7 protein-coding genes and 2 pseudogenes are annotated in these 11,645 nt (G+C 70.6%); 2 read left to right on the top strand and 7 right to left on the bottom strand.

All coding sequences use genetic code 11. The features are described from left to right. A pseudogene (locus D0D15_RS37445) lies at positions 1-462 on the bottom strand (transposase); the annotation flags it as partial. A 130-nt stretch (positions 463-592) separates the two neighbouring features. Between D0D15_RS37445 and D0D15_RS37975 the strand changes: the two are divergent. Beyond that, positions 593-1,006, top strand: a complete 414-nt coding sequence (locus D0D15_RS37975; RefSeq protein ID WP_369806797.1) for a winged helix-turn-helix domain-containing protein — start codon at positions 593-595, stop codon at positions 1,004-1,006. A 411-nt stretch (positions 1,007-1,417) separates the two neighbouring features. Here D0D15_RS37975 and D0D15_RS33990 read toward each other — a convergent pair whose 3' ends face one another. The 3 genes from D0D15_RS33990 to D0D15_RS34000 form a co-directional block, all read right to left on the bottom strand. Beyond that, on the bottom strand, positions 1,418-4,234 hold the full coding sequence (locus D0D15_RS33990; protein WP_094005511.1) for an alpha-L-rhamnosidase: 2,817 nt from the start codon (positions 4,232-4,234) through the stop codon (positions 1,418-1,420). Beyond that, complete coding sequence (locus D0D15_RS33995; protein ID WP_094005512.1) at positions 4,231-5,514, bottom strand: MFS transporter; 1,284 nt, start codon at positions 5,512-5,514, stop codon at positions 4,231-4,233. The genes D0D15_RS33990 and D0D15_RS33995 overlap by 4 nt, the downstream gene beginning before the upstream one ends. 156 nt (positions 5,515-5,670) lie before the next feature. Beyond that, complete coding sequence (locus D0D15_RS34000; RefSeq protein WP_198958228.1) at positions 5,671-6,771, bottom strand: LacI family DNA-binding transcriptional regulator; 1,101 nt, start codon at positions 6,769-6,771, stop codon at positions 5,671-5,673. 305 nt (positions 6,772-7,076) lie between these two features. Here D0D15_RS34000 and D0D15_RS34005 point away from each other — a divergent pair, with 305 nt between their 5' ends. Then, positions 7,077-9,128, top strand: coding sequence for an alpha-L-rhamnosidase C-terminal domain-containing protein (locus tag D0D15_RS34005; protein ID WP_240325324.1), 2,052 nt, complete (start codon positions 7,077-7,079; stop codon positions 9,126-9,128). A gap of 67 nt (positions 9,129-9,195) precedes the next feature. Here D0D15_RS34005 and eno read toward each other — a convergent pair whose 3' ends face one another. From eno to D0D15_RS36170, 3 genes and pseudogenes are all read right to left on the bottom strand, one after another. Further along, positions 9,196-10,515: a phosphopyruvate hydratase gene (gene eno / locus D0D15_RS34010; RefSeq protein ID WP_094005513.1), complete on the bottom strand. Its 1,320-nt coding sequence runs from the start codon at positions 10,513-10,515 to the stop codon at positions 9,196-9,198. Then, positions 10,512-11,456, bottom strand: a complete 945-nt coding sequence (locus D0D15_RS34015) for a phosphotransferase family protein (protein ID WP_094005514.1) — start codon at positions 11,454-11,456, stop codon at positions 10,512-10,514. The genes eno and D0D15_RS34015 overlap by 4 nt, the downstream gene beginning before the upstream one ends. After that, positions 11,453-11,645: pseudogene (locus tag D0D15_RS36170) on the bottom strand (hypothetical protein); the annotation flags it as partial. The gene D0D15_RS34015 and the pseudogene D0D15_RS36170, both read right to left, overlap by 4 nt.

Here is an 11,645-nt window from a genome sequence, read left to right on the forward strand (position 1 = left end):
GAATGTCGAGGGCGGCATTGATCAAATGGGCGTCATCCCAGTCCCGCTGCGAGACCGGATCGCGAAGCCACTGGTAGTAGGCCTGCCGGGAGATACCCAGCACCCTGCACGTCACCGCGACCGGCACCCTGATCGGGGCGCCGGCCGCGGCCAGTTCACGGACGAGCGGGAAGGCTATTTTCCCGGCAGGTTGCCCTGCGCGAGGTAGGCGGCGGCTTTGCGCAAAACCTCGTTCTCCTGCTCCAGCAGCCGGTTGCGTTTACGCAGTTCGCGCAGCTCAGCGGACTCCTCGCGGGTCACGCCGGGCCGGGTGCCGTCCTCGACGTCGGCGGCGCGCAGCCAGTTGGCCAGACACGACTCCGAGATCCCGAAGTCTTCGGCGACCTGCTTCAACGGGATCTCGCCGCGACGGGCCACGGCGACCACGTCGTCACGGAACTCGCGGGGATAGGGCTTGGGCACGATGACATCCTTCCAGGCGAGGCCGGAACCTCACAGGTGAGGTGTCAACCAGACCCTGAACAGACCCTGTTCGCGCATTGCACCGTCGTTTGGTGTGTAGCACCGCACCAAACCTGGAGGGAAGAATGATGTGGCGGTGGATTTCTCGTATTTGCCGTGGCGTGCCTTCCTCGGCGAGAAGCGTTCGGCCGCAGCATCGCCCTCGCCACGCGATGCCCGAGCGCGTGAAGGTTGCGCTCAACGAAGAAAACGGCTGGGTACGCGTGCACCGGAGTCGGCGATGACGGAAGATCGTCGAACTCCGCAATATCTCTATCGGACGGTTTTCGAGCAGTTCAAGGCCCGCATCGGATCCGGTGAACTCCCGCCGAACACACCGCTACCGGCCGAACGGCGCTTGGCGGCAGAACTTGGCGTCGCGCTCGGTACCCTTCGCCACGCAACCCAGCTCCTGCGAGACGAAGGACTCGTCGTCACAGTGCCGTCGAAGGGAACCTTCATCCGCGACCCCAGGGCAAGGGCTACCGGTGGTGCGGGGCCGTGAGAATGATCAGGTGAGAGGTCTTTGCCGCAGCGTTCGTAAGGCACCTGATCCTGGCGGAAACCTCGGTCCCTACGTCGGCGGGTTGGACCGGCACAGGTGCGCCTGGATTTCCCAGTTCCGCCCGGGGCTTCAACGCAATGGAACTGCCGACCGCGGTCTGGCGCTTGCGAAATACATGGCCGAGATCGCGCTCGCCAGTGCCCGCCGGTGGTACGAACGGGCGGCCGCGTCGTCGCCGCGATCTACCCGGGCGGCTGGAAGGCGCTTGGAGCGGCAGGGCGGAAGCAGGTACCACCTGCAGACACGCGTCCGCACCTCGCGAATCACGGGGGCGCCGGGTTGACACGCCGGCGTACTCGGCTTCTTCGTCCAGTTCGGTCGCTTGCGGAGGACTGGGGACGCTGGGAAGGGTCACGTGCGGGCGTCGTCCTCATCGGGCGGCGCCAGATCTTCTGCACGCTCCGGGACCGCTGAGGTGGTGGGCAGGCCGCGGAGCGCCTTGTCGACCGCGTCGAGGATATCCAGCGGGGCTTTGTTGAGCGGGTCGCGCAGGGAGCGGCCGGGCGTCCACCTCGTGGTGCGGCGGAAGGTGGCCGCGCGGTCGGGATCGAGGTCGCGGATCGCGCCGAGGACGGCCTGGTAGGCGCTGGGATCGTCGATCACCGTGGTCAGATCGCTGTCCAGGCTCAGGTCGTCACGTGCCGATGCCGCGCGAAGGTGGGGTTCAGCCCACTCGTGGATCCCACTGCCCACCTCATACTTCACCCCGGAGGGCAGGAGCACCTCGGCGCGGGTGTTGGGCGGTGCCTCGACGTGGAACCGCACCAGGTCTCCCTCTCGCCGCCAGCCGGCGGACGCCCGGCCGTACGGCGTGTCGTGCCAGGCGGCGGCGTCGTCGAGGGTGTCCAGCAGCACCGGTGCCACTCGGATGCGCCGGTAGGCGGGCTCGGCCGGGGCGAGGCCGGCGACGTGCTGGTGCAGCCAGTCCGCCACCGCGCCGAGGGCGTAGTGGTTGAACGAGGTCATCTGGCCGGGATTGATGGAGCCGTCTTCGAGCATCGAGTCCCAGCGTTCCCAGATCGTGGTGGCGCCCATGGTCACCGGGTAGAGCCACGACGGGCATTCGGTCGTGGTGAGCAGGCGCGAGGCCGCGTCGGCGTGCCCGGTGGCGGTGAGCGCGTCGCAGATGATCGGGGTGCCCACGAAGCCTGTCGAGATGTGGTAGCCGAACGCGCGGACCAGTTCGCGCAGCCGCCTGCCCAGTGCTGCCCGGCGCTCGTCGGTGACTAGGCCGAACACGATCGTCAGGGCGTAGGCGGTCGGCGCGTCGGACATCATTCGGCCGCTGGGCGTGACGTAGGCGTCGCGGAAGGCGGCGGCGATTCGCCGCGCCAGGTCGCCGTAGCGGTGGGCGTCGTCGTCGCGGCCCAGGAGCGCGGCGGCGCGTGCCGTCAGGTCGGCGGAGCGGAAGTAGTAGGCGGTGGCGACGATCCCGGCGTCGGTCTTCGCCTGCCCGGGGAGGTCGGGCGGAGCATCGGGGTCGAGCCAGTCCCCGAACTGGATACCGCCCTCCCACAGCAGCGCGCCGGCGCAGCGGTCGCTCACCGTGTCGACCCAGGCGGCCATGGCGGTGAAGCACGACTCCAGTGCCTCCCGGTCGCCGAAGCGTTCGTGCAGCACCGTCGGCACCACGGTGATCGCGTCGCCCCACGCGGCGACCGGCTCGGAGAGACCGGGGACCTGGGGGATTACCGCCGGCACGACCATGGGCACAACGCCGCCGGCGGCTCGTTGCTCGTTGACGACGTCGCGCAACCAGGAGCGGAGGAAGGCGTCGCAGTCGTAGAGGAATGACGCGGTGGGGGCGAAGACCTGGATGTCGCCGGTCCAGCCGAGGCGTTCGTCGCGCTGGGGGCAGTCGGTGGGGATGGACAGGAAGTTGCCCCGCATGCCCCAGACGACGTTGTCGTGGAACCGCTGCACCAGCGGGTGGCTCGTGGTGAACCCGCCGGTGCGCCGCATGTCGGTGTGCATCACCGACGCCGTGACCGCGGAGGGATCGAACTCGCCCGGCCAGTTGCCGATTTCGACGTACCGGAACCCGTGGAACGTCCACTTCGGTTCCCAGGTCTCCACCCCGTCGCCGCGCAGCGTGTAGTGGTCGGTCGCGGCGGCGTTGCGCAGCGGGCGGGTGCCCAGTTCGCCGTGTTCGAGCACTTCGGCGTGCCGGAGCGTGACGGTGTGTCCGGCCGGCCCCGACACGGTGATCCGCACCCGGCCGACCAGGTTCTGTCCGAAGTCGACGATCGTCTTTCCGGACGGTGTGGTGCGGACTTGCTCGACGGCGCGGTGCTCGATCACGCGGACCGGCGGTGCGCTCCGGGGTTCGGGTGTCACGTCCGGGACGTCGATCAGCGCGACCGGGCGCCAGGTGCCCGGTTCCCGCCGTGCGTCGTAAGTTTCGCCCTGGTACAGGCTCGCGGAGACGACCGGGCCACGCGCCCAGCGCCAGTGCTCGCCGGTGGTCACCGTGTCCGTCGTGCCGTCGGTGTACTCGATCACCAGCTGCGCTGCGGCGGCGGGCGGTCCTTGGTAGAACCGGCTCGCGGCGTCGCGGAAGCCGAACCGCTCGGTGTACCAGCCGCCGGCCAGCTCGATGCCGAGCTCGTTCGCACCAGGCCGCAGGTGGGCGGTCACGTCGCTGACGTCGTAGGTGAGGCGCCACTGGTAGCTGGTCCAGCCCGGTTTCAGTTCCGCGTCGTCCACCCGTTGGCCGTTGAGCCGCGCGTCGTAGACGCCGAACGCCGTGGCGTACAACAGCGCCCGCCGCACGCCTTCCCGAAGGCGGAACGTTCCGCGCAGCAGGTGCGGATGTTCCGCACCAGAGCCGATGAACCTCGCTTCCCATTCGCCAGGAGCGAGGAATCCGGCGGTCACCGTGGTCGGCTCGCTCCATTTCGAGCGCGAGCCGTCCGTGCCGTGGACCCGGACCCGGAGGTGGGCCGTCTGCCGGGGGACCAGCGGCGCGAACGGCCACGGCACGAGCACGGACGCGTCGCCTTCCACGTGCGCGGTGTGCCGGGTGCCGTCCGTGGTGAGTTCGAGGTCCGCCCCGGCCTGGACCCAGTCGCCGGCCGTGGTGGTCGTCGTCCACGACAGCGGGGGACAGGGGTCCGGGGCGAAGGGCTCACTGGTCAGGCCTATGCGGGGCGGGTTCGCGACCGTCATGAGCGGACCTCGTCGGCGAGCGGCGCCGGTTCGATCACGCCTGAGCCGCGAACCCGCCGGATGATCACTGCCCCGATGAAGCCGGACACCAGCGCGAAGAACGTCAGCAGGTAATACAAACCCGAGGGGCTCCAGGCGATCAGCGCCGGCGTGACCAGGGCGAAGGCCGCGGCGACGAACCGGGCCACCGCCATGGTCGCGCCCTGCACCGTGGCGCGGGCGTTGACCGGGAACGATTCCTGGGTCCAGATCTTGTACAGCGCCTCGCCGACGAACGGGAACCCGATGTTGTAGAGCACCAGGGCCGCGATCATCGCGGGCAGCACGACACCGCCGGTGACGGCGATGAGCAGCTGGCAGGACGCGAAGATGACCACGCCCGCGGCGAAGAACCTGCTGCGCCAGCGGGTGTCCGCGATCCGGGTGAACACCACGGTGCCGACGAGGCCGATGAGCGTGGTGCCGAAGGAGACGGCGGTGGCGACGGCCTGGGTGGTGCCGCCGACGGTGACCAGGAAGTAGGTCTTGAACGAGCCGAACGTGTTGGCCACCAGCGTGAAGAACAGGTAGAACAGCGCGGTGAGCGCGATCATGCCGAGGTAGGAGCGTTCCCGGACGAGTTCCTTGAGGGGCAACGCTTTCGCGGCATCGACGCCGGCCGCGGCGTGCCGGGCTTCGGCGTCGGCCTCCAGGTCGCGGAAGGGCGGGTAGAACGCGCGGAACGCGAACGTCGCGACCGCGAGCACGGCCAGCAGTCCGAAGATCAAGCGGATGCCGGTCAGCCCGAGCCCGGACACCGCGAAGCCCAGCGCGGTCGCGAGCACGACGCCGACCGTCCACATGACGTGGGTGAACGCGACAAGACGGCCCTGAGCGCCCTGCGGCGCCCGCTCGGACAGCACCGCGATCGAGGTCGGCAGGTCCGCCCCCGCCGCCACACCGATGACGATCACGCCGGCGACGAGCACGGTGGCGTTGGGCGCGACGGCCACCGCGACCGCGGCCGCGGCGTAGAGCAGGATCGTCATCGAGAACATCCGGCCGCGGCCGACCAGATCCGCCAGGCGGCCGCCAGTGAGCGCGCCGACGGCGATGAACAGCGTGAGCGCGGACCCGAGCACGCCCACGGTCCACACGTCCAGGTCGAACGCCTTCTTCCAGAGCGCCAGCCCGAGGCCGACAGAGATGATCGCGCCGGAGTCGAGCAGGGACGCCATTCCGGCGGCCACCGCGAGCAGCCAGTGCCTGCGGTCCAGGCGCGCCGATGTCGGGTCGGGCATGGGGTTCTCCTTCATCGTCGAAGAGAGGTAAAACGATTTACCTATGGTTATTGCGAGTCTTGCTAGAGGAGGTAACGAGGTTGGTGCCGGTGAGAGTAAAACGATTCAACACTCGGCGCAACCGCCGCCCGGCGGCGTGGCCGCTGAGCGGGAGGGTCAGTCGCCGCCCGTGGAGGCGCGGACCACCAGCTTGGGGGAGAAGTCGATCTGCCGCCGGTGCTCCGGGTCGGTGCCGGCTTCGAGGACCGTCATTTCCTCGAACAGCAGGTCCGCGACCGCGCGGCCGAGCTCGACGTGCGGCGTGCGGATCGTGCTCAGCGGAACGATCGTCGACTTCGCGAACTCGATGTCGTCGTAGCCCATGACCGCGATGTCGCCCGGCACGCTCACCCGCCGGCCGGCAACGAAGGCCTGGACGACCCCGATCGCCAGCAGGTCGTTGACGCAGAACAACGCGTCCGGCCGGTGCTCCGGTGAGCGGTCGGCGATGTCGTTCGCGCACGCGATTCCGGCGTCCACCGAGCGTTCGGGCACCGGGATGATCTCCAGCGTCGCGCCGGGGACGGACCCGACCACCGACAGGGCGCCGTTGAGCCGGTCGGCCACCTGGCGCAGTTCGAGCGACGAGGCGACGAAGCCGATCCGCCGGTGCCCCCGGTCGAGGAGGTGGCGCATGGCGAGGCGGCCGCCCTCCACGTGGTCGATCGACACCGACGCCTGTTCCGGCGACACCGCACGGCGGGCGCTGAGCACGCTGGCGATTCCGTGCGCGCGCATCTGCGCGAGTTCGTCCTCCACGTCGCCGACCGGAGCGATGATCACGCCGCTGACCTGCTGTTTGGCGAACAGCTGCAGGTAGGCGCGTTCGCGCTGCTGGGAGCCGGTGTCGTTGGCCATCAACAGGTACATTCCCCGCGCCGAGACCCGCTGCTCGATCGCCGCGGCGATCTCCGGGGTGGTCGCTCCCGCCAGTTCGAAGGCGATGTACCCGATCACCGGGCTGACGCCCATCCGCAGTGTGCGGGCCACGTCGTTGGGCACGAACCCGAGCCTGTCGACGGCCTGCTGGATGCGCTCGCGGGTGGCTTCGGAGAGCTTGCGTGGCTTGTGGAAGAAGTTCGACACGGACGCGGGGGACACGCCGGCCAGTTCGGCGACCTCGCGGATGGTCACCCTGTTCAGCCTGTCCTCCTCGGTCGATGTCGGCACGGTGTCGATCAGCCCATGGTAGTGCTGCGCCATCCAGGCGTTCCGCATGTCCGGTTCCGGACAAATCCTTGCACCGTGGCGGGGGCGGCCCCGTACCTTCCCGGTACTCCGAAATGAACATCCGCTCGAGGGAGAGAGGTAGGTCGGAGTTGAAACGATTTACTCCTAGATCCGCGCGAAGTGTGGCCGTTGGCGTGCTGACGGTCGCGACCATGGTCACCGCCACCGTGCCCGCTGCCGGTGCTCCGGTGCCGGACACAGTCTTCCAGTCGGCGTCCGCCAAGTGGCAGCAATACGTCCTGGGGCCGTCGTCCCCGCAGGTGCGTCCGGTCGCCGCCCAAGAGCGTGGGGACGTGCGCCACCCCCGGACCCTGGTCTCGGGGCACGGGCCCGCGACGACCCTGACCACCGCGGCCGGCGGCACCCCGGCGTCGGTCCTGCTCGACTTCGGTCGCGAGGTCGGCGGCGTGCCCAATCTCGACATCATCGCTGTCACCGGCAGCCCCACGATCACGATCGTGACGTCCGAGGCGCGCCAGTACATCCGGACACCCGCGTCGACCACGGTCGCGGCGGCCGTCCCGGCGGGAACGACCCGGGTGCCGCTGGCCTCGGCCGCCAACCTGGAGGCCGGGAACACCATCACCTTCGGCACCGGCGCGGACGCCGTCACGCGGACGATCACCGGTTTCGACCCCGCCGCCAAGACCGTCGACCTGGATTCCGGCCTGCCCCGCGACCTGGCGGCGGGCACCCCGGTGACGACTTCGCCCGGGGCGCCGAGCTCGGACGAGTCGCGGGGCCTGGCCGGTGTCGGTGGTCCGGACACCCTGCAGCCGACCGGGCCAGGCCGTCTCAACGGCGGCTTCCACGGCGGGTTCCGGTTCGCGCTGGTCACCGTGAGCTCGCCGGGCAGCGTGTCGTTGTCCTCGGCCGGGGTCGACTTCCAGGCCTACCGCGCCACCCCCGCCGACTACCGGGGCTGGTTCCTCTCCAGCGACGACCAGCTCAACCGGATGTGGTACTCCGGCGCGTACACGCTGCAGATGAACCTCAAGGCGCCCGGGCTCAACGGGCTGGCCGACGCCCGGATCTACGACGGCGCCAAGCGCGACCGCAGCATCTGGACCGGTGACCTGCTGGTGCAGGGGCCGACGGCGATCAGCACCCTCGGCGACGTCGGGGCGGACTACCTGCGCTCGTCGCTGGACGTGCTGCTGGCCAAGCAGCGCGCGGACGGGGCGTTCCCCGGCTCGCCGGACTTCGCCAAGCGCACCTCGCCCGAGGGCTCGCCGCTGTTCTACTCCAACAACTACTCGGGCTACGGTGCGCGGGCGTTCATCGACTACTACCGCTACACCGGCGACAAGGCCTACATCACCAGCGTCCTGCCGGCGCTGCGGCGGGAACTGGCTTACAACGACAGCTTCCGCACCGCCGACAACCTCGTGGTGTCCAACGACCGCGATTACTGGCAGGCCACCCAGACCGGCGAAGTGACCAAGTACAGCATCGACTACTACATCCTGCTGCGGGAGATGGCGTGGCTGGAGCGTGCCGTGGGGTCGGCCTCGGCCGCCGAGGGCTACGACGCCACGGCGGACGCCATCAAGACCGCCGTGATGACGAAGCTGTGGAACCCGCAGCTCGGCGCGTACCCGCAGAGCAGCACCAACCCCGGCGTGCTCGTCGGCGACGCCAACGCGCTGGCGCTGCAGTACGGGTTCGTGCCGGCCGGTCAGGAAGGGCGGGTGCTGGCCGCGATCAGGACACTGTGGACTCCCTACGGCGCGATCATGGGGCCGGGCCTGAAGGACCCGACCGGGCACACGATCGAACCGTTCGCCAACGGCATGGAGACCGCGGGCCGCTTCGCGGTCGGTGACACCGGGGGAGCGCTGGAGTTGATGCGCCGCACCTGGGGGCCGATGGTCGATCCGGCGAACCCGCTCTACACCGGGGCGTTCTGGGAGTTCAAGAACAGCGACGGCGGGGTCAACCGCGCCACGGCCAGCCTCGCCCACGGCTGGGCCGCCTCGCCGACCGTGCAGCTGACCGAGCAGGTCCTCGGCGTGGCACCGGTCGGGCCCGGCTACCAGAGCTGGCGGATCCAGCCGCGTCCGGCCGAGCTGAAGTGGAGCGCCGGCAGCGTGCCGACCGCGTTCGGTGACATCGAGGTCAGCTGGAGCTCCGAGCAGAAGGCGGGCCGGTTCGCCTTGACCGCGCGCACGCCGGCGGGCACCAGCGGCGTGATCGCGGTGCCGGTGACCCGCGGGGCGGACGTGTCGGTCAACGGCCGCACGGTATGGCGCGACGGCCGCGGCACGGCCTTGGGCGCGACCGAGTCCGGCGGGTACGTGCTGCTGACCGTGCCCGGCGGCGAGTACCGCGTCGCGGTGCGGTAACCCTTGCCTGGTGGCACCCCGGTCTGGCCGGGGTGCCACCAGCGCTGTGCGAACTCAACGACGCTCGTCAGGTGCGTCGTGCACCGTCAAGTGTGGTACGGGCGCTCGCGCGAAGCGCGGTGGCGCCGGCGTAGTCGGCGTCCTCGCCCAGTTCGGTTTCCAGGCGTAACAGGCGGTTCCACTTGGCGGTGCGTTCGGATCGGGTGATGGAGCCGACCTTGATCTGGCCGGTGCGCCAGCCCACGGCGAGGTCGGCCAGCCAGTTGTCCTCGGTTTCGCCGGAGCGTGCGGACAGCACGGTGGTGTAGCCGTTGTCCTGGGCGTGGCGGACGACGGCGCGGGCGGCGGTGAGTGTGCCGGTCTGGTTGGGCTTCACCAGCACGGCGTTGGCGACCTGGCCACGCACGCCGCGGTCGAGGCGGGCGAGATCGGTGACGAACAGGTCGTCGCCGAGGAGTTGGCGGCCGGCCAGGCGCTGGGTGGCGTCGCGCCAGCCCGTCCAGTCGTCCTCCGCGAGAGCGTCCTCGATGGACACGATGGGATAGTGGTCGCACCAGCCGGCCAGCTCATCGATCAACTCGTGGGCGGTGAGGTCGCGGTCCTCGGCGGCGAGCCGGTAGCGGTCGCCGGTGAAGAACTGGGTGGCGGCGACATCGATGGCGATCCCGATGTCGTCGCCGGGGCGCAGCCGGGCGCGTTCGATCCCGGCGGTCAGCAGGTCCAGCGCGGCCCGGTTGGTCGGCAGGACCGGACCGAGCCCGCCTTCGTCGGCCACGAGCGCGGGTGACGTGCCGCGAGCGGTGAGGACGTCGGCGGTGGCGGCCCGCACCCGCGAGCACCATTCGAGGGCTTCGGCGAACGAGCGCGCGCCGACGGGCACGGCGAGGAAGTCCTGGACGTCGATCGCGCGGCCGGCGTGGGCGCCGCCGGAGATGATGTTAACCATGGGCAGCGGCAGCAGGGGAGTGGCGTCGTCGTCGGCGACGGCGCGGTAGAGGGGCAGGCCGCGCGCGTCGGCCGCGGCGAGTGCGGTGGCGACCGAGACGGCGAGGATGGCGTTCGCGCCGAGCCGGCCGAGGTCGGTGGTGCCGTCCGCGCTGCGCAGCGCCTGGTCCACGCTGCTCTGGGCGGTGGCGTCCAGACCGCGTACGGCGCCGAAGAGCTCCCCGGACACGGCGCTGACCGCTCCGCGAACGCCCTGACCGCCGTACCGGATTCCGCCGTCGCGCAGCTCGCGGGCCTCGTGGCGACCGGTGGACGCACCGGAGGGGACGGTGGTCTCCCCACGTGCCCCGCCTTCCAGGCGCACCTCGCAGCCGACCGTCGGCTTGCCGCGGGAGTCGAGGGCCTCCCACGCCCGCACGGCGCTGATGGCGGTGTCACTCACGTCAGGTCCTTCCAGATGTCGGTCACCACGTCGGGCGGGTCGAGCAGGAGACGGCGGCCGAGCGCCCGCGCGCGATCCCGGGCTGTGGGCGCCAGGTAGTCCACGGGACTGGTGCCGTCGACCCGGCTGAGCACGAGGCAGCCGGTCTGGCGGATCAGCTGGTTCTCGTCGAGGGGCACTTCGAGCGCGTCCAGGAACTCGTGCGCGGCCGCGGCGCAGGCGGGGGCGGCCGTGGGCCGGTGCAGTGATTTGAGCAGCAGGTGGCCGACCGTCCAGGCGGGATCGAAGGTGGGGTCGCCGGCGTGGGCGACCTCCCAGTCGATGACCCACAGCTGGTGGCCATCGGGATCGACGAGCACGTTCTTCGGTGTGTAATCGCCGTGCACCAGGCAGGTCGTGGTCTCGGCCATCACCGACAGGGTGGTGTCGATCGGCCCGGCGAGGTCGGGGTGGCGGCGCCGGATGGCGCGGTGGAACGGGTCGACCCGCAGCTGGGTGAAGACGGTCCGGTCGGCGAAGTCGTGCAGCACGCCCGGCATCGCGGCTGTCTCCCGTTGCCAGCGGCCGAGCAGGTGCCCCAGCTCTCCGGCGACGGACGGTCGGACGGTGCCGGCGAGCAGTTCATCCTTCCAGGTGTGCCAGGTGCGGGGAGCGCGGCTGATGACCAGGTAGCCGTCGTCGAGGTCGAGCACGCGGGGGACCGCGCCGGGGGTGATGCGCCCGGCCAGCCGCAGGGCGCGGCCTTCGGTGGTGATGCGCGCGGGGTCGGCGGTCCAGGTCTGTGCGACCCGCAGCCGTCGCAGCGCGCGTTTGACGACGACGTCGACGCCGGGGCCGGTGGCGGCGAAGACGTCGTTGGACACCCCGCCGGTCAGGGGCCGCACGTCGAGGGTTTCGGTGCGGGTGGCGAGGCCGCGCCGCACCAGGTGTTCGGCGATCATCGCATCCTCAGGGCCGTGCTGGACAGGACTTCGGGGTTGACCACCGTGGCTGGGACGAGTCCGGTCAGGACGTCGGCGACGTTGGTGGCGGCGGTTCGGGCCAGGTCGGCCAGTGAGCCGTCGGAGTTGAACGCGACGTGCGGGGTGAGGACCACGTCGTCGCGGGTCCGGAGTGGATGGTGGGGCGGG

This window comes from Amycolatopsis thermalba (assembly GCF_003385215.1).
GTDB classification, from domain to species: Bacteria; Actinomycetota; Actinomycetes; order Mycobacteriales; family Pseudonocardiaceae; genus Amycolatopsis_E; species Amycolatopsis_E thermalba.

Coding starts and splice junctions, on each gene's coding strand:
- D0D15_RS33990 (WP_094005511.1), bottom strand. CDS start 4,234: ATGACGGTCGCGAACCCGCCCCGCATAGGCCTGACCAGTGAGCCCTTC.
- D0D15_RS34015 (WP_094005514.1), bottom strand. CDS start 11,456: ATGATCGCCGAACACCTGGTGCGGCGCGGCCTCGCCACCCGCACCGAA.
- D0D15_RS34000 (WP_198958228.1), bottom strand. CDS start 6,771: ATGCGGAACGCCTGGATGGCGCAGCACTACCATGGGCTGATCGACACC.
- D0D15_RS33995 (WP_094005512.1), bottom strand. CDS start 5,514: ATGCCCGACCCGACATCGGCGCGCCTGGACCGCAGGCACTGGCTGCTC.